The organism is Pseudomonas sp. Cab53 (assembly GCF_018325965.1).
Classification (GTDB): domain Bacteria; phylum Pseudomonadota; class Gammaproteobacteria; order Pseudomonadales; family Pseudomonadaceae; genus Aquipseudomonas; species Aquipseudomonas chlororaphis_E.
Window position 1 is genome coordinate 2,830,663 of the sequence record NZ_AP021902.1, and the last position, 18,849, is coordinate 2,849,511.

Here is an 18,849-nt window from a genome sequence, read left to right on the forward strand (position 1 = left end):
CTTCGCGGGCAAGCCCGCTCCCACAGGGGTCCTTGGCCAGGCGCCGGTTTTGTGGACATGCGCCATTGAATTGTGGGAGCGGGTGTGGTCAGGGGGTGGCGGTCAGTAGGCGGATGGGTTGGCCGGCGGCCCAGGCCAGGAGGTCTTCGATCATCAGGGAATAGAAGAGCTGGTAGTTCTGTTGCGTGACGTAGCCCACATGCGGGGTGGCCAGTACGTTGTCCAGGGTTCGGAACGGGTGGTCGGCGGGCAGGGGTTCCTGGGCGAAGACGTCGAGGGCGGCGCCGGCCAGGCGTTTGTGCCGGAGGGCATCGATCAGCGCGGCTTCATCGACGATCGGCCCGCGGGCGGTGTTGACCAGCAAGGCAGAGGGTTTCATCCAGCCCAAGGCCTGGGCATCCACCAGGCCGCGACTGCGTTCGCCGAGCACCAGGTGGACCGACAGAATATCGGCCTGCTCGAACAGCGCTTGCTTGCTCACATAGGTCACGCCTGCTTCGGCGGCGCGTTCGGCCGTGAGATTCTGGCTCCAGGCGATCACCCGCATGCCGAACACCTGGCCGAACTGCGCCACCCGCGTGCCGATGCTGCCCAGGCCGAGGATCCCCAGGGTCTTGCCGTGCAGGTCGCCACCCAGGCCTTGCTGCCACAAACCGGCGCGCAGGGCATTGGCTTCCTGCACCAGGTTCCGGGTCAGGGCCATGATCAACGTCCAGGTCAGTTCGGGCGCGGCGTGCTTGTAGCTTTGCGTGCCACACACCTGGATGCCCAGCCTGGCGGCGGCTTCAAGGTCGAGGGCGGCGTTGCGCATGCCGCCGGTGAGCAACAGCTTGAGACGGGGCAGGCGCTGCAACAGGTCTTCATCGAAGGTGGTGCGCTCGCGCATCACGCAGATCACTTCGAAGCACTGCAAACGCTCGACAAGGGTGTCGCGGTCAGCGGGGTAGTCATGGACAAAGGTCACGTGGCCCACGGCGTCCAACGGCGACCAGTCGACCACGTCCCGCGCCACGTCTTGCCAATCGTCGATGACTGCTATTTGCACCGCCATGGAACACCTCGTCAGGGAATGGGTTTGTCCAGCCAGCCGAGCAAGGCCTTGTGGAAGCGCTCCGGCTCTTCCATTTGCGGCGCGTGCCCCAGGTTGGGGAACTCCACCAGGGTCGACTGGGGGATCAACTGTGCAACCTGTTTGCCCAGTACCTCATAGCGGCCCAACCTGGCCTTCACGGCGGGTGGCGCGATGTCGCTGCCGATGGCCGTGGTGTCGGCGGTGCCGATCAGCAGCAGGGTGGGGACGCGCAGGTCCTTGAACTCGTAGTAGACCGGCTGGGTGAAGATCATGTCGTAGATCAGCGCCGAGTTCCACGCCACTTGCGTATGCCCCGGCCCTTTGTTCAAGCCGGCGAGCATGTCCACCCAGCGATCGAACTCAGGCTTCCAGCGCCCTGCGTAATAGGTCTTGCGTTCGTAATCGCGGATGCCGTCGGCACTGAGCTTGAGCTCGCGCTGGTACCACTGGTCGACGCTACGGTAGGGCACGCCGAGGGCTTTCCAGTCCTCCAGGCCAATGGGGTTGACCAGCGCCAGGCGCTCGACCTGATCGGGAAACTGCAAGGCATAGCGGGTGGCGAGCATGCCGCCGGTGGAGTGGCCCAGCACCGTGGCTTTCTGTACGCCGAGGGTCTTGAGCAGGGCCTGGGTGTTGCTCGCCAACTGTTGGAAACTGTACTGGTAATGGTCGGGTTTGCTCGAGGTGCAGAAACCGATCTGGTCCGGCGCGATCACCCGGTAGCCTTGCTCGCTGAGGGTCTTGATCGAGTCGCCCCAGGTGGCGGCGCAGAAGTTCTTGCCATGCATCAGCACCACCGTGTGGCCATTGACCTTGCCCTGGGCCGGTACGTCCATGTAGCCCATCTGCAAGGCTTTGCCCTGGGACTGGAAGGCGAAGTGCTTGAGTGTGTAGGGGTAGTCGAAGCCTTCCAGTTGCGCGCCGTAGGCCGGGCCTTGCGACAGGTTGGCGGCCTGGGCGAACCAGGGCAGCGAGGCAGTCAGGAACAGGCTCGGCAGCCAGCGGGCGGTGGAACGCGACATGGTCAATCTCCTTGGGGACCGCCGCCGATCCTGGGGCGGTCCGATTATGGCGACATTAACCACAGGCAACCAAACCGCTCGAACGTTCCACCGCGCGCCGTCAATGGGCAGGGTAATCCGCCACCACGGTTTGCGTGCCGTCCTTCTTCAGGCCGATCACTTGGTAGGCGTCGCTCATGCCGTCCATTTCCATGCCGGGCGAACCCATGGGCATGCCGGGCGCGGCGACACCGAGCAAGTCATCGCGCTTGCTCAACGCCAGTACCTGCTCGGCAGGGACATGACCCTCGACGAATTTGCCGTTGATCTCGGCGGTGTGGCAAGAGCGCAGGTTGGGCGCCACGCCCAGGCGTTGCTTGACCGAAGCCATGTCGGCTTCGACATGGTCATTGACCTTGAAACCGTTGTCTTGCAGGTGCGAAATCCACTTCTTGCAGCAGCCGCAGTTGGCATCGCGGTGCACGTCGATGGTGACCGGTTCGGCGGCCTGGGCCAGGGTGGTCAGGAACAAGGCGCTCAGGGCGAGCAGGTGCAGGGGCTTGGCCATGGAGGGGCTCTCATGTCGAACGATTGGGCGGCAGGATAGCAGAGTAGCGAGGCAGAGCTGACAGGGGGCTGAGGCGCAGATGACAGAATTGTCAGGTGGGACTGAGGATGGGGGCGTCAGCCATACCCTGTGGGAGCCGAGCTTGCTCGCGATAACGGCAGGCCAGCCAACATGATTGTCGACTGACATACCGCTATCGCGAAAGCTCGGCTCCCACGGAGGTTATGGCCGTAGCCGTTAGCGCACCTTGAATCGACCCATGATCGCATTCACCCGGCTGTTGGCGTCCAGCAGTTGTCGGGTGTTGTTTTCACTGGCCAGGCCGCTTTCCACCAGTTCCTCCACCATGTGGCGGATCTGCACCATGCTGCGGTTGATCTCCTCAGTCACCGCGCTTTGCTGTTCGGCGGCGGTGGCGATCTGGGTGCTCAGGCTGTTGATCTGGCTGACGGAACCGGCCATTTCGTCCAGGCCCGAGTTAACTCGGGAAGTCGCATCGGCGGCCGACTGACAACTGGCCTGGGTGTTTTCCATCGCCTGCACCGAAGAGCTTACGCCCTGGGTCAGCCGAGTCAGCATTTCGTTGATCTCCGAGGTGCTGGCCTGGGTACGGGCGGCGAGGGCGCGGACCTCGTCGGCCACCACGGCAAAGCCGCGACCCTGCTCGCCGGCCCGTGCGGCCTCGATGGCGGCGTTGAGGGCCAGCAGGTTGGTCTGCCCGGCAATGGCGCCGATCACGCCGAGGATCTCGGTGATGCGCTGGGCATCCTGCTGCATGCTTTCGACCTTGCGGGTCGCGCTGGACACTTCGTCGATCAGCGCCACGACGCTGTTGGACGCCTCACCGACCACCACGCGAGAGCGATCGGCGTGCTCGTTGGCGCGCTGGGTGAACGCGGCGGTCTCGGCGGCGTTCTGCGCCACGCTTTCGGCCGTGGAGCTCATCTCGGTAATGGCGGTCACGGTCTGGTCGGTTTCCGAGGCATGGCGCATCAGGATCTCGCTGGTGTGGGCCGAGGTCCGTTGCAGGTTCTCAAGGCTGGAGGCCATGGCGCCGGTGGCCTGGGTGACTTCGCCAATCATGTTCTGCAGGTAGGCGATGAAGCCGTTGACCGAATGCCCGATAGCGCCCAGTTCATCTTCGGCGCGAATGGTGATGCGTCGGGTCAGGTCGGCATCGCCCGTGGACAAGGCGTCGATGTTGCCCTTGAGGATCTTCATGCGGTTGGTCAGTTGACGGATCGCGTACAACTGCATCAGCACCAGCAGGATCACCATCGGGATTTGCAGCAGGCTCAGCGTGTTCAACACATCGTCGCGCTGAGCGGTGATCAGGCGGGTCGGCAATGCGGTCGCCAGGAACCACGGCGAGCCTTCGATGGGGCGCATGAAAAAGGTGCTGGCCACGCCGTTGTTGTCGAACTCGATCCGTTGCAGCGGCTGGTCACGGTGGGCCAGGCCGGCCTGGACCTGGGCGGCGAAGGGCGAGCTGGCGGCCAGTTCGCTGATGTTCTTCAGGACGATCGGCCCGTTGATGCGCGAACTGTTGCTGATGATTTTGCCGTCGCCTTCGACGATCAGCATCTCGGCGCTCAGGTCGGCTTCCTTGCGCGCCACCAGCTCGTTGAAGAAGCCCAGGGTCACGTCGATGGTCGACACGCCATAGGGCACGCCGTTTTTCTGGATGGCCATGGCGCAGTTGGTGCGTGGCTCGGCGCTGGCGTCGTCCTTGTAGGCCGCGGCCCAGGCGCACTTGCCCGCCGGGGTGGCCATACCGCCCTTGTGCCAGGGTTGCTCGTAGTAGTTCGGCGCGGCGTCACTGTTCCAGAAGGTATTGACCACCAGCTTGCCGGAGGCATCGCGGTGCCAGAACGTACTGAACTTGCTGCGCCCCTCGGCGCGCTGGTTCGGCAGCGGCCAGATCCCGCCGCCAAACACTTTCAGCTCGCCGTACTGGTCCACCAGCCCTGGCAGCACTTTGTCGATGGCGTCGCTGTCGAGCAGTGGAATGGTCTGGGTGATGCTGCGCTGCTGGGCCTGCACCTTGTTCAATTCGCCCTGGATCTGCTGGGCGACTTCGCCAATCCGGTTGAGGACCACCTGTTCTTCGGTATGGCGCAGTTTGGGCGCGACCAGGTAACTGATGCCCACGACCGTCAGGATCGACAGCACCAGGATGAATAGAACCAGGAACAGCGTGTAGCGAGCCTGAATCGTTCGGAATGCGGGCATGGGGGTGGTTCCTTGCACGGAGGCGTCTTTCAAGAACAGTTGGGATGAACGTACCAACTTGTATCGGCGCGCCTCGCCCAAGCTTGAATGCCGCGCATCGGCGGTGTCGTGGGCCCTGGCAGCAAGTGATCGCCCGTAGGCGAACAGGCGGGTTGGCCTGTACCATGGGCCTCCCGTGCGCTGCCCGTCATCGCTCGATCCGGTGTCACCCCGGCAGGCCCCGGGCTACAGAACGGTAACATTCAGGAAATTGGCAATGACTCATTCACAACGCTTGAAGTACTCGATTCTGATCGTCCTCGTGGTCCTGGCGATCATGCTGGGCCTGTCCTGGATGCAGGGCAAAGGCATGATCAGCGAGCAGCTGTTTCAATACATCGCCATTGCCGTGGCGGTCATCGTGGTGGTGATCAACGGTGTGATGCGGCGCAAGGTCAAGCCCTGACCCCAGGCGTCACTCACCGGCCTCGATCACGGCCATGGCCTTGGGGTGCAGGCAGTAGCTCTTGTCGGGGTTGAGGACGATGACCCCCTCGCTGCACAGGCGCTTCAACACCTCGCGAACACTGAGAAAGGACAACGGAATGTCCAGCCCCAGCAACTGGCTGTGTACACCCCGCACGCCCAGGCCGTGATTGTCCTCGGCCGCCTTGAGCAGCGCGTCGATGACCTTGAGGCGAATCAGGCTGGTCCTCAGTCCGAAGCTCTTGAGCAGGCGCCGGATGTGTTCATTGCCGCCGCGCTCGGCGGGCCTGGCGAAGACGGTGTGGGGGACGGCCAGCGAAACGCCGGTCGGTCGTGGCTTGCCCTCCATGGGCAGTTGCGCGTTACGCATGCAGAAACTCCTTACCAGCCTGTTCAGAAAAGGTCACGGATACTCTCCTGTAATAGGACGAACGAGGGCGGGCAATCATGAAGGGCGGTATGTGAAAAATTTGCCCTTGCTTCGTCAAACCCCGTGATAGAACGCCCTCCAGGCGATTAATTTTTTTTCATCCGGTTCGTTTCCAGGGGAGGCACATTCCGTTCGAACGGGCGGTGTGTGGATGTTCCAGGGCGAACCGCAGCCGGTTGTCACGAGCGTCGGTAGCCGTCCTGGTTTTCTGAAGTCTTCACCTGGAGTGAACGTGAGAATGTCCGGGCAGTTATCGAGGATGGCCCTCGCGGGCGCTTTTATGGGCGTAGCCCTGGGGCTTAGCCCCGTGGTCGTGGCGCAAGACGACCTGGCGCAGGCCAGCGCCGAGATCCGCCGCACCCGTTTTGGCGTGCCGCATATTCGTGCCCAGGATGAGCGCGGCCTGGGTTACGGCATCGGCTATGCGTACGCCCAGGACAATCTCTGCCTGTTGGCGAACGAGATCGTCACGGTCAATGGCCAGCGCTCGCGCTACTTCGGGCCCGAGCAACTGACGGTGGAGCAGCGGGAAAACCGTGTCAGCGATGTGTTTTTCAACTGGCTCAACACGCCGCAGGCGGTGTCCGGCTTCTGGCAGGCCCAGACACCACCGCTCCAGCAACGGATCGAAGGCTACGTGGCGGGTTACAACCGGGCGCTGGCCGAGCGCAAGGCCAAAGGCCTGCCCGTGGAGTGCGCCAGCGAATGGGTTCGGCCGATCACGGCGCTGGACCTGGTCAAGCTGACCCGGCGCCTGTTGGTGGAAGGCGGCGTTGGCCAGTTCGCCGAAGCCCTGGCCGGAGCGCAGCCACCCCAGGCGAGCGCACTCAATGGCGCTGCCGCCAACGGTTTTGCAGACGCCGCGACCCGGCAGCAACGGTTCGCCCTGGAGCGCGGCAGCAATGCGCTGGCCATCGGCAGCGAGCGTTCGTTCAACGGTCGCGGGATGTTGCTGGCCAACCCGCACTTTCCCTGGGTGGGCGGCATGCGCTTCTACCAGATGCACCTGACCATTCCCGGCAAGCTGGATGTCATGGGCGCGGCCCTGCCGGGTCTGCCAGTGATCAACATCGGGTTCAGCCAGCACCTGGCCTGGACCCACACTGTCGACACCTCCAAGCATTTCACTCTGTACCGCCTGCAACTCGACCCGAAGGACCCGACCCGCTACCTGATCGACGGCCAGTCGGTGCCAATGAGCCAACAAGCGGTCACGGTGGACGTCAAGCAACCTGACGGGCAGGTCAAAGCGGTGTCCCGCGTAGTCTATGGCTCGCAGTTCGGGCCAATCGTCCAGTGGCCAGGCAAGCTCGACTGGGATAACCGCTTCGCTTTCAGCCTGCGGGACGCGAACCTGGACAACGACCGAGTGCTGGAGCAGTGGCACGCCATGAACCAGGCGGTCTCGCTCAAGGACTTGCAGGGCTCCGTGCATCGCATCCAGGGTATCCCTTGGGTCAACACCCTGGCGGTGGACGACCAGGGGCAGAGCCTCTACATGAACCTGTCGGTGGTGCCGAACGTCAACGCTGCCAAGCTGGCACGCTGCAGCGACCCCCGGGCCGGGCTGCAACTGATCGTGCTGGACGGTTCGCGCAGTGAATGTGCCTGGGATGTGGATCCCAACGCCGCGCAACAGGGCATCTATGCCGCCGACCAGTTGCCGCAGTTGCTGCGACGCGACTACGTGCAGAACTCCAACGATTCGGCCTGGATGGTCAATCCGGCGCAGCCACTGACCGGCTATTCGCCGCTGATCAGCCAGCACGGCCAGCCGCTGGGCTTGCGTTCACGGTTTGCCCTGGATCGGCTGGGCTCGCTCGCCAAGGACGGAGCGGTGAAGGTGGAAGATCTGCAACGCATGGTCATGGACGATCGGGTCTACCTGGCTGACCAGGTCGTGCCGGACTTGCTTGGCGCATGCGCCGCCGAGGCCGGCAAAGACGCCGCGGCAATCGCCGAGGCCTGTGCCAGCCTCAAGGCCTGGGATCGCACGGCGGGCCTGCACAGTGGGCTGGGTTTCGTGCACTTCCAGCACATCATGGAACGCGTGCAGGCGCTGCCTGAATCGTGGCGGGTCGCGTTCGATCCAAAAGACCCGCAACACACCCCGCGCGGCCTGGCGATCGAGCGACCGGCGGTGCTCAAGGCCGTGCGCGAGGCCATGCTGGCCTCGGTGGCGGCAGTGGAGGCTGCGCAATGGTCTAAGGACCGTCAATGGCAAGACATTCAAGTCGCCAGCAGCGGTGACCGGCAGACACCGATCCACGGCGGGCCAGGGGAACTGGGGATCTACAACGCCATCCAGAGCGTACCGGCGGCGAACGGCAAGCGCGAAGTGGTCGGCGGCACCAGCTACCTGCAAGTGGTGACCTTCGACGACAAGGGGCCACAGGCCCAGGGGTTGTTGGCGTTCTCGTTGTCCAGCGACCCGGCGTCGCCTTACTCAACCGACCAGACCCGGGCGTTTTCGCAGAAGCAATGGAGTGTGTTGCCGTTCACCGAAGAGCAAATCAAGGCCGACCCGGATTACCAGGCCGTGATCATTCGTGAGCGCGATGAAAGAGGCCGGCTGGCAACGCACTAGGCCTCAGTCCTACAGGAGAGATGGGGCCGGCCGGGACCCCCTGTGGGAGCGAGCTTGCTCGCGAAAGCGGCAGTCCAGGCGACATTGATGTTGGCTGGGCTCAACTCTTCGCGAGCAGGCTCACTCCCGCCGGGGAATCATTCAGTGTGGAGCTGGCCGTTGCCCTATGGCGTTGAGGACCGGGTTGCCATCCTTGTTCTGGGTCAGGTAGACCGGCAGGACCTTGGGCAGGGAAGGCACCAGGTTCTGCACTTCATTGAGGCTGTAGATCCCGCCGATACGCAGGGAGCCGGTGCTGTTGTCGGCCAACATGACCGGGCGGGCGAGATAGCGATTGATCAGCGGCAGTGCCTCGCTGAGGGCGAGGTTGTCCAGCACCAGCTTGCCGTTGCGCCACGCCAGTGAGCTGTCATCGGCGCCAATGTCACGCACCTGCGGCTGGTAGTCGCCGGCCTTGTAGCTGGCCTGCATGCCTGGGGTCAGCTGCGAACCGGTGCTGGCGAGCGCCTGGTTGCTGGTCACCCACACGGAACCTTCCACCAGCGTGACCCGCACCTGATCCTGGTACATCCAGACATTGAAGCGAGTGCCTGTCACGCGCACCTGGCCCTGGCCTGCGCGGACGACAAAGGGGTGCTGCTTGTCATGGCTGACATCGAAAAATGCCTCGCCCTTTTCCAGCGTCACCCGACGCTCATGCTTGTAATTGGCAAATACCAGCTCGCTGCCCAGGTTGAGCTCCACCTGGCTGCCGTCGCTCAAGGTGATATGGCGCACGCTTGCGCCGGCCTCGAAGTGTTCATAGGAATTGGCGACCCAGCCGAGGTGCCAACCCGTGAACGCCGCCAGGGGCAAGCCGACGGCCAGCACTGCCGCCGCAACGGCCAGCCGGCTCCAGCGGGACCGAGGCCGGGGCGCCGGGGATGCGAGGGTGGCGGGCGGCTCGACGCGGGGCAGGTGATCGGCCGTTGCCCAGATCTCCAGCATGGCCTCATATTCGAACGCATGCAGGGGATCGGCATCGTGCCATTGCTTGAAGGCCCGTCGCTCGGCATCGGTGCAGTCGCTGGCATGCAAGCGCATGCACCAATGGGCGGCTGCATCGGTAATGGCGTCGTATTCGGCTTCCGAGAGTGTAGGTTCGGTCATTGACTCTTCCTGGTTTGCCGCATTCTAACCTTCGGCAGGCGCTGCCGAGAACTGCCGTCATGGCGTTTGAACATCAAATGAGCCGGTTTTTACCCAAAGACGCGAACAAAGGCCTACCTTCGCACACGCGTCGTGAAAAAAAGATCAACGCCGCTCGCCAACGCCTTTGTCAATCATGCCGCATCGAGCTGCCTGCCCAGCTCGCAGACCAGCAACGTCATGGAGTCGGCGTTGCGCAGGATGACGTCGATGCGTTTTTTCGGCAGATGCGGGTCCAGGAAGGCATCACGGGCTTGATCCAGGCTCGCTGCCCCGGTCATTTCCAGGATGGCCTTGACCGTATCCTGGTGGCGAGGAAAGAACTCCAGGCTCCTGAGCTCCTTGGCGGCGCTGTCCCATTCCCGGAACAGCTTGCTGCGTGGCGTGCTCAGCGAAAGTCCGTGGCGCTGCAGTTCTTCCTGCTGGTTATAGGCCATCCGTCCCAGGTGCGTGCTCCTGGATATCAGGTCGAGGAAGGGCAGTGGCGCGTCCAGGTAGATGATGTCGAGCGTGTCGTGCAGTTGATGGGAAATTTCGTGGATGAGTGTGGCCGCCTGGGCATGGGCGTCGACATTGAACGTCTGCGGGACGAGTGCTTTGTAGCCATCGAGCCCCGGGTCGAAGAACAACTGGGTGAGGTAGATCCGACCTTTCTCCTCAGGTTCGAGCACGAACGCCGTGGCGCCGTCGGCAGGGTCCTTGAGGCTGCCGATGACGATGCGCTGGCCGTTCTGCCATTCCCAGGCCGGGTTCGCCAGCGCCTGGCACAGCGGAGAGATCGCGGCGTGGACCTTCTTGATCAGCGCGACATCGACGGTGTAGACGCCAAAGAAGGCCTTGAAGAACGTGTCCAGCCGAGAGCCCGCAGACACCCCTTGCTTGATGCGATCAAGATTGTCGAGGGCGTTGGCGCAGTAGTACCGCGCCGTTTCCAGGGCCTGCACGATGACGGTGGCCTGGCGCGGATACTTGCGTCGGATCTTGTCCATGCCCCGGGCTTCGATGTTCAGGGTTTCGCCTGCCTTATGGTCGCTGTAGGCGTTGGCCAGGGTGGACATCACCTTGCCGTAGCGGATGGTTTGCCGTTGTGGGTCGATCAGCCACTTTCTGCGGTCGTGGGAAAGCGTGAGCAACGGGCCTTCGCCATTTTCATGGACCACCCGCCAGGTGCGGTTGGCCTTGGCCACTTCGAACACCTGGCCGGCCACGCTGGTGTAGAACCGGCCGGACGCCTGGGCCCGGTAAATGCCATCGGTGGCGCTTTGCTGGAGATCGGCGAGGCTCACACCCAAGGCCTGGAAGACCCGCAGGTTAGTGCGGGTTGGAGCCGTGGAGGCGATGTCCTGCCAGCGCGGCGGTGTCAGCGCACGGATATCCTGCGCCACGGGTTCTACGGGAGCGAGCAGGCCGAAGGTGTCGTCGCGGTTCATCCATCCCAATGACACCATCTCGGAGGCGCCGGCGATAAAATTGTGCAGCCCGGCTTTCCAATCGTGTTGCTGTAACGCTTCGGCCGAGGCTTTGAAGTCTTGGTAGCTTTCCCAGAGCGTTTCGATGAAGGCCAGTTTGCCCTGCAATTGCCGACCGACGAACTTGACCCCGGCGCTGAACAGATGCAGGACCGTCTCCCAATCGAACTGACGGTGCCGGTCGGTTTGCGTGTCGAGCATCTGAGACAACAGTTGCCGGTTGTCATTGAATAGGGTGTCGAGCAGGTTGGTCTGGATCGGGTTGGCGGCCAGGGTGATTTCCGACAGGTGCCCAACCGTGCTGGCGAACAGGTTTTTGAACGTGGCTTGCTGGTGCTCCGGCAGGCGGCGAAGCAGCAGGTCCTGAAGCGCCCCTGGGGTGTTGAAAGTGCTGACGACGCTGGCTTCGTCCTTGAACTCGGTAAAGCTGTGGCCCGTGTGGTAGGGGGCATACAGAATCTGCGGTCCGGTGCCGTTGGCGCCTCGGCCGATCAGGTACAGGCCCAACGCCTTGACCGCCGTGGCGCCCGCGGTCTTGATCAGCTCCAACGGCCGAATCACGGCATCGGCGCCTTCCACGGCCTGGCGCGCCAGGCCGTCGGGGATGTCCAGTACCTGGCGGATCAGGTCGAAGGCGGTGGGCGAGAGGTGCTGTTGCAGGTGGCGCGCATGCGCGTGTTGCAGAAGTTGCCAAGGGACCTGCCGACGGAACCTGCGCTTGCGGTCTTCGACACCCGCGCCGGTGTCCGACAAGTGTTCCAGCACCTGGTTTTTGTAAGTGCCAGAGATGTCCAGCGACAACAGGATTTGCCGGATCGCGGTTTCGTTCAAGTTGTCCGGCAGCTTTTGTCCGGTGCTGGACGACACCTTGAATCCGGGCAGGGCAGTGATGTTGAGGTGGCTCAGGGCAAACTCTGTCAGCGACCTGGCAGGCCCAGCCAGTGCCAGCTTTGGTGTGACCAGCAACGTGGCGGGGTCCAGTTTGTTATTGGCGAAGCGTGCGGTCAGCAGGGTCTTGAGCCGCGCGTTCACATAGACGGCCAGTGGCTCGACGCCGTCGAGGTAATCCTTGCCGTCGCTGACGCTGCCCTTGTATTGCTCCAGCAGATCGATGTGCAGGCGTTGGTCTTCGAGGGCGGCGGTGCCGAGCCAGGCGGGTAGCTTCTGTTGCCAGCGGTCGGCCTCGGCGATTTGCGCTGCGCGCATCAGGTTGGTGGGTGCGCCTTTCCTGACCAGGGCGCGCAGACTGTCTACCAGCGCGGGGCCGGCCAGGCGCCAGTCACCGGCCTTCAATTGCCTCAGGTAACCATGCTCGGCCTCGAAATAACCGATGAACGAATTCATCCGGTTCACCAGCACGTTGTCCTCGATCAGCTCGAACGACGCCAGGCGATAGAGGCCGTGAGGCTTGCGTTGCGCCGGCGGCAGGTTGGCGAGCAGGCCGAAGCGCCTTTGCGAGTCCAGCAGGTATCGGTTCAATTGCTGCTCGGCCAATTCAACGGAGGAAAAGGCCCGCAAGCCATCGGCGGGTGACCAGAAAATCCCCAGGCCGGAGTAGGGCGTGTCCAGCCCGCCACGTTCGGTCAATAGAAAACAGTTGGGCAGGGGCAGGGAGACAGTCGAGCCGTCCAGGGTGCAGCTCAGTCGCAACGAATAGACGTCAGGCCGGAAACCCTTGACCCCCAGGCGCTGGGAGCGGTCCGGGTTTTCGGCGTCGAAGGCGAAGACGTTGCGGATCAGGTCGTGCGCGGCGGGCGGCAACGTGCCATTGAGCTCCCTGAGTTCGGCTTCCGCGCGCAAGCCTTGGGAGAACACGTGGGTCAGTTCCGGCAGCAGCGCCCGAAGTTCGTCGTCCAGTGCCACATCGGTGGATTGCGGCAACTGGCTGAACAGGCCGTTGAAGGCCTGCTCGACCGATTGATAGCTGTTGCCCTGGCGTTCCAGTCGGTCGGCCATGAAGTTGGACAGGCGCAGTTCGCCATAGAACGACGGTTGGGTGCCCCAGTGTCCGTGTGCCTGGTGTTCCAGCAACTTGCCGTTGATCAGGCTGCGGATGTCCAGCGCCTTGTCGACCAGTGCGTGGACGTCCATGTCGCCCTGGCGCGACATTTCCAGCGCGTAGTGCAGGTTGTTCATCTGCTTGTCGATGATGGCCTCGGCCAGGGACTCGAACACCGGATATGAGAGGGTCTTGCCTGACACGTGCGGCTCGTCGAGACGCAGGAAACGGTTGCGCTCTTGCAGGCTCAGCAGGCTGTAGAGCGCGTCCTTGCGGGCAACCGAGGTGGGCGCACCGAGCAGCGCGGCCTTGAACCCCAGGTGGCCGTCGACGCTCGACAGGCCGTGGTGAGGGGTATACAGGTAATGCTCTTTGCCGCTGATCATCAATGAGCCCGCCAATTCCACGTAAAGCGGCGCGTACTCCCAGAGGCGAACCGACTCTACGAACAACAGCGGTTCCTGCGGGCCGGAGGAGCGGTACAGGCGCAGCAGTTCCTGGCTCTGCGCTTCGGTCAGTTGCCGCTTCTCCCGCTGGATGAACACGGCGGCGCGAAAGCCGTCGCTGATGACCTGCGCGAGAAAGTCCCGGCGCGGGGCATGGAACGGCGCGATGGCATCCCAATAGGCGTCGAGGCGCGCGGCCAGCTTGGGGAGCAGGTTCCGGGCCGTATCCCGCAGGATGGCTTGCCACTGCTGGCGGTTGGACGGCGTCGTGGTGATGCCTGGATGGATAAAGTCGACGTCATGCCCGGCGGGCCGACCCTGATGGTGAAAGTACACCAGGACGGCCTCGGCCAGTGACAGGTTGCGGGCGACCCGGCCCGCGCCCATCGTGCCCGGACCGGCGTCTGCGCTGAGCGCGACGCGGGCCTGTTTGTGATCGAAATTCGACAGCACCTCGTCCAAGACCTGGTCGAGCATGACGGCCAGCGACGGCAGCTTGACCAACTCGCCCACCATCGCCTGGGCGTTGAGGCCCTGGGCCTGTTCGACGGACTCGATCAAGGTGGCGAAAACGTCACCGCGGATGGTTTGCCTGGACGAGGTGATGACGGATGCACCGTTGAGTTCACTGCGCTGGGGAATCGAGAGCAACCTAAGTAGTTCGTCACGTTGGGCCTTGTCCTTGAGCAGGTTTTCGAGGTGGCTATCCAACGCTTCGGGGCTGTCGAATTTCTGGATCCCGCCGTAGGGCGTGTAAAGAAAGGCCGGTTTGACGGCCGCTGGGTTTTTATCGGTCAAGGCCTTGAGGGTGAGGCAGCCGGCCAGGGGCACCGAGGGTTTATCCTCGGCCTGCAGGTGGATGGTCTGCGCCTCCATCGTTGGTGTCTGCGCCTGGCGCAGGGTGTGGCTGGGGAGTGCGGCATGGTGCAGCCATTCCAGATCGGCCTGAGTCAAGCCGTGGCTGTCGTCCAGTTGGTCCAGGCGATTGGCGTCCAACACGTGGGGAAACAGCAGGGGCGTGGGGGCAGTCGTCATCGTTGCTTCTCGATCTTGGCGCCGTGGGGCGGCGCGTCCATGGGAAGCGGCCAGCGTGGGCAAGAACGACGACCGTGAGGCGGTACATAGTTATCGCGTGAACAGTTGACAGTGCGCGCGCGAAGCGGTGTTTAATCATGGGCTGGTCCGACTTACGCTGTTGCTACCTCCAACAATCACTCTGGAGCTTCAGATGTCTGCGCAATCCGAACACGCTGGTTCTCGCCCCCTGTCCCTCGATGCCCTGGTGAGTTTGCTGGAGAAAATCTTCCTGCGGCACGGCACTTCTGCCGAGGTCGCCCGGGTCCTGGCCGAAAACTGCGCTGGCGCCGAGCGCGACGGCGCCCATAGCCATGGGGTGTTTCGCATCCCCGGTTATGTCTCGACACTCAAGAGCGGCTGGGTGAACGGGCGGGCAGTGCCGGTGGTCGAGGACGTGGCGTCAGGCTTCGTGCGGGTCGACGCCGCCAACGGCTTTGCCCAGCCAGCCCTGGCCGCAGCGCGCCCGTTGCTGGTGGAAAAGGCCCGCAGCGCCGGCATTGCGGTGCTGGCGATCCGTAACTCCCATCACTTCGCCGCGCTCTGGCCGGACGTCGAGCCGTTTGCCTACGAAGGACTGGTGGCGCTGAGCGTGGTCAACAGCATGACCTGCGTCGTGCCCCATGGCGCGGATCGCCCGCTGTTCGGCACCAACCCGATCGCCTTCGCCGCGCCACGGGCCGATGGCGAGCCGATTGTCTTCGACCTGGCCACCAGCGCAATCGCCCACGGTGATGTGCAGATCGCCGCGCGCAAGGGCGAGTTGCTGCCGCCCGGCATGGGCGTGGACAGCCTCGGTCAGCCGACGCGTGACCCCAAGGCCATCCTGGAAGGCGGCGCACTGTTGCCGTTTGGCGGGCACAAGGGCTCGGCGTTGTCGATGATGGTCGAGCTGCTGGCCGCGGCGCTGACTGGCGGGCACTTTTCGTTTGAGTTCGACTGGAGCAACCACCCGGGGGCCAAGACGCCGTGGACCGGCCAGTTGCTGATCGTCATCGACCCGAGCAAGGCCGCCGGCCAGGACTTCGCCGAGCGCAGCCAGGAACTGGTCAGGCAGATGCACGGTGTCGGCCTGCGACGGCTTCCGGGGATCGCCGGCATCGCGAACGGGCCAAATCCGCCGAGCAGGGCATCCCGCTGGATGAGCAGACGTTGGCGCAATTGCAGGCGCTGGCCTAGGTCGGCTCGGGGTGGCCACCGTGACACGTCACCGCCAGCCTTCTACTATGACGGCTGTTTCTTGGGGAAATCGCCTGGATGAGTAAGCCCGGTCAAACGGTGCTGGTTGCGCTGCGTAAAATGATCGCCTCGGGGGAGTTGGCCGCCGGTGAGCGCCTGATGGAAATTCCCACGGCCGAATTGTTCGGCGTGTCACGCATGCCGGTGCGCATGGCCTTTCGCACGCTGGAGCAGGAAGGCCTGCTGGTGCGCTTTGGCGGGCGAGGCTTCCAGGTGCGTTCGGTCAGCCCCGAGGAGATCGCCGGGGCCGTGGAGGTGCGAGGTGTGCTGGAGGGCCTGGCCGCCCGGCAGGCGGCCGAGCGCGGCTTGTCCGACGAGGCCCGGGCGACCCTCGAACGGTGCCTGGTGCAGGGCGATGCGCTGTTCGCCAAAGGCTTCGTGACCGAGGATGACCTGGAGGTCTACCACGACCTCAACATGCGTTTTCACCAGGTAATCGTCGAAGGCAGCCACAACCCGGCGATTGCCGTGGCCCTGGCCCGCAACGACCACCTGCCCTTCGCCTCCGTCACGGCCCTGGCGGTGGATCGCCAGAACATGGCCGGCGAGTTTCGCCGCTTCAACTACGCCCACATGCAGCACCACTCGGTGTTCGACGCCCTGATCAACCGCCAGGGCAGCCGCGCCGAGGCAATCATGCGCGAGCACGCCAATGCCACCTTGCGCTACGCCGAAGTGTTCGGCTCGACCCTGGCGGATGAGCGGATGACGGTGATTCTTCGTTCCGAGTGATGATTTCGGGGAGCGGCCTGGCCTGTTGCTCAATGCGGTGGGGCGGTTGTTTGTTACCGGGCTGGAAGACCGCCTTCGCCAGCGGGCTGGCGAAGGGGATCTTTGCTCAGAGGTCCAGCACCAGCAACGGTGTCCTGGACCTGGAGCAGCAGGGGGTGAACTGGTCGTTGCCGGCTTGTTCGGCCTCGGTCAGGAACAGGTCCCGATGCTCCGGCACCCCTTCCAGGACGCGGGTCAGGCAGGTGCCACAGACGCCTTGCTCGCAAGAGATCGGGATCTCGATGCCATGGCTCTCCAGCACTTGCACCACGCTGCGGTCCGCTGGGATCTCGAACACCTGGCCGCTGCTGGCGAGCTTCACCGAGAAAGCGCCATCGGCGCCGGTGTCGACGGGCGCGGCGGCGAAGTATTCGCGGTGCAGTTGGGTGTCCTGCCAGCCCTGGGCCTTGGCGGTGTCGAGCACGTGCTGCATGAATCCGCCAGGGCCGCACACATACAGGTGCACATCGTCAGCGGGCGCGGCCAGCAGTCGGGCGGTGTCCAGCCGCGTCTCGGGTTCTTCGTCGAAATGCAGGAACACCCGGTCGGCGTAGGGCGCCAGGCGCAGGCGCTCGATAAAGGCGGCACGTTCCCGTGAGCGGGCACAGTAATGCAGTTCGAACGTCGCACCGGCCTGGGCCAGGTGCTCGGCCATGCACAGGATCGGAGTGATGCCGATGCCACCGGCAAACAACAGGCTGCGCCGGGCCTGCGTGGCGAGGGGAAACAGATTGCGTGGCTCACTGATGAGCAACCGCGCGCCGGTCTGGATCTGTTCATGCAGGCTGCGCGAGCCGCCGCGCGACGCCGGGTCATGAAGCACGCCGATCACGTAGCGATGGCGCTCCTCGGGGTGATTGCACAAGGAGTATTGGCGGATCAAGCCGCCGGGCAGGTGCACATCGATGTGGGCGCCGGCGGTGAAGGCGGGCAACGGCTGTCCATCGACCCGGGTCAGTTCATAGCTGCAGATGTCCAGCGCTTCGCTGTGCCGCGCCGTGACCTGGACTTCGATCATGGCCGCTGCTCCGCGTGGTGGGGCGGCTGGGTACTGGCGATCAGCGCCGCCTGCGCCTCTTGTTCCCGGGCAATCCAGCGTTCCAGCACGCGGCGCGACTGTACGCCACCGGCATCGATGTTGAGCTTGAGCAGGTTGCGTTGCGGATGGTCCAGCAGGTTGCGCTGCTGGCGTTCGAGCATTTCCAGGTCTTCACTGAAGATCTTGCCCTGGCCTTCGCGGATGCTTGCGGTCAGGGCCTCGTCCTGCGGCTGGAAGTGCCGGGCCATGCCCCAGAAATACCAGATGGAGGTTTCGGTTTCCGGGGTGATGAAATCCACCACGATGCTCGACGCCTTGAACTGCGGCGCGGCGTGATAGCCGCCCTTGCCGGCATGGGCTACGCCGACCTCGATCATGACGTGGCTGGGCGGGGTGAAGCGGCAAATCTGCCAGCGGTCCACCGGCACGTCGTCGGCCAGGTTGTTGCCGCGCAGGGCCATGCGCCAGAAAGGCGGGGCCATGATGTTCTCCATGTGCCGCGCGGTGATCACTTCGTCGCCTTCGACGGTGGTCTGCGGCGGAGCCTCGTCGATTTCCTTCTGGCCGATGCTGGAGGCGTGCACATAGGTTTCGTGGGTCAGGTCCATCAGGTTGTCGATCATCAGGCGGTAGTCGCAATGGATATGGAACAGCCCGCCGCCGTAGGCCCATTCATCGCTTTGCGCCCATTCCAGGTGATGGATCAACGCCGGATCGGCCTGCGCCTGGTCACCCGGCCAGACCCAGATGAACCCATGGCGCTCCTGCACCGCGAACGTCTTGTTGCAAGGAAAGCCGCGGACCCGTTGCCCGGGCATCTCGACGGTTTTGCCATCGCAGCCCATGACCAGGCCGTGGTAGCCGCACACCAGGTTGCCGTTCTCGACGTAGCCCAGGGAGAGCGGGGCGCCGCGATGGGGGCAGAAATCTTCCACGGCGGCAACCTTGCCCTCGTGGCCGCGGTAGAAAACGATCTTCTCGCCGCAGATCTGGCGCCCCAAGGGCTTGTCGGCGATTTCATCGGGGGTGCAGGCAACGTACCAGGCATTCTTGGGGTACATGACGGATCTCCAGGCGGATGTTGTTCTTGTCTATGGATCCATTAACACTCTTAACTAATTTTCTTGTCAACAATTTTCAGGGTTTTATCGACGATATGCAGCTTTCAATGGATCCATTGATGGTTGAGTACCTTAACCTGTTTGAATTTTGCCGGCTCACCGCGGATCGAAGCACAATACTCGGCACGCCTTTCCTGCATGGCATGGA

General features: G+C 63.7%; 12 protein-coding genes and 1 pseudogene. 4 read left to right on the forward strand and 9 right to left on the reverse strand.

Annotated elements, in window-relative coordinates; translation table 11 throughout:
- Nucleotides 1–88: 88 nt before the first annotated feature.
- From KI241_RS12380 to KI241_RS12395, 4 genes are all read right to left on the reverse strand, one after another.
- The gene (locus KI241_RS12380) at nt 89–1,051 is read right to left on the reverse strand and encodes a D-2-hydroxyacid dehydrogenase family protein (RefSeq protein ID WP_047738167.1); all 963 of its coding nucleotides are present in this window, start codon (nt 1,049–1,051) and stop codon (nt 89–91) included.
- Nucleotides 1,052–1,062: 11 nt separating this feature from the next.
- The gene (locus tag KI241_RS12385) at nt 1,063–2,094 is read right to left on the reverse strand and encodes an alpha/beta hydrolase (protein WP_042731967.1); all 1,032 of its coding nucleotides are present in this window, start codon (nt 2,092–2,094) and stop codon (nt 1,063–1,065) included.
- A 100-nt stretch (nt 2,095–2,194) separates the two neighbouring features.
- Entirely contained in the window at nt 2,195–2,641 is a 447-nt protein-coding gene (locus KI241_RS12390; protein WP_042731966.1) for a DUF411 domain-containing protein, read from the reverse strand.
- Nucleotides 2,642–2,878: 237 nt separating this feature from the next.
- Nucleotides 2,879–4,873: a methyl-accepting chemotaxis protein gene (locus tag KI241_RS12395; protein WP_047738169.1), complete on the reverse strand. Its 1,995-nt coding sequence runs from the start codon at nt 4,871–4,873 to the stop codon at nt 2,879–2,881.
- Nucleotides 4,874–5,129: 256 nt separating this feature from the next.
- Here KI241_RS12395 and KI241_RS12400 point away from each other — a divergent pair, with 256 nt between their 5' ends.
- The gene (locus KI241_RS12400; protein ID WP_042731964.1) at nt 5,130–5,318 is read left to right on the forward strand and encodes a hypothetical protein; all 189 of its coding nucleotides are present in this window, start codon (nt 5,130–5,132) and stop codon (nt 5,316–5,318) included.
- A 9-nt stretch (nt 5,319–5,327) separates the two neighbouring features.
- Here the strand turns inward: KI241_RS12400 and KI241_RS12405 are convergent, their stop codons facing one another.
- The gene (locus tag KI241_RS12405) at nt 5,328–5,708 is read right to left on the reverse strand and encodes a fe2+ zn2+ uptake regulation protein (RefSeq protein WP_042731963.1); all 381 of its coding nucleotides are present in this window, start codon (nt 5,706–5,708) and stop codon (nt 5,328–5,330) included.
- Between the two features lie 298 nt (nt 5,709–6,006).
- Between KI241_RS12405 and KI241_RS12410 the strand changes: the two genes are divergently transcribed.
- Complete coding sequence (locus KI241_RS12410; protein ID WP_212803761.1) at nt 6,007–8,355, forward strand: acylase; 2,349 nt, start codon at nt 6,007–6,009, stop codon at nt 8,353–8,355.
- A 141-nt stretch (nt 8,356–8,496) separates the two neighbouring features.
- Here KI241_RS12410 and KI241_RS12415 read toward each other — a convergent pair whose 3' ends face one another.
- Nucleotides 8,497–9,504 (reverse strand): FecR family protein, encoded by a 1,008-nt coding sequence (locus tag KI241_RS12415; RefSeq protein ID WP_123579966.1) that lies wholly within the window; start codon nt 9,502–9,504, stop codon nt 8,497–8,499.
- Nucleotides 9,505–9,677: 173 nt separating this feature from the next.
- Entirely contained in the window at nt 9,678–14,492 is a 4,815-nt protein-coding gene (locus tag KI241_RS12420) for a DUF6543 domain-containing protein (RefSeq protein WP_212803762.1), read from the reverse strand.
- A 193-nt stretch (nt 14,493–14,685) separates the two neighbouring features.
- Here KI241_RS12420 and KI241_RS12425 point away from each other — a divergent pair.
- Both KI241_RS12425 and KI241_RS12430 read left to right on the forward strand, forming a co-directional pair.
- Nucleotides 14,686–15,710, forward strand: a pseudogene (locus KI241_RS12425) (Ldh family oxidoreductase).
- A gap of 78 nt (nt 15,711–15,788) precedes the next feature.
- Nucleotides 15,789–16,502, forward strand: a complete 714-nt coding sequence (locus tag KI241_RS12430; RefSeq protein ID WP_053144376.1) for a GntR family transcriptional regulator — start codon at nt 15,789–15,791, stop codon at nt 16,500–16,502.
- A 106-nt stretch (nt 16,503–16,608) separates the two neighbouring features.
- Here the strand turns inward: KI241_RS12430 and KI241_RS12435 are convergent, their stop codons facing one another.
- Together KI241_RS12435 and KI241_RS12440 are read right to left on the reverse strand one after the other, a co-directional pair.
- Nucleotides 16,609–17,559: a PDR/VanB family oxidoreductase gene (locus KI241_RS12435; RefSeq protein WP_212803763.1), complete on the reverse strand. Its 951-nt coding sequence runs from the start codon at nt 17,557–17,559 to the stop codon at nt 16,609–16,611.
- Nucleotides 17,556–18,641, reverse strand: coding sequence for an aromatic ring-hydroxylating dioxygenase subunit alpha (locus tag KI241_RS12440; RefSeq protein WP_042731823.1), 1,086 nt, complete (start codon nt 18,639–18,641; stop codon nt 17,556–17,558). The genes KI241_RS12435 and KI241_RS12440 overlap by 4 nt, the downstream gene beginning before the upstream one ends.
- Nucleotides 18,642–18,849 lie beyond the last annotated feature (208 nt).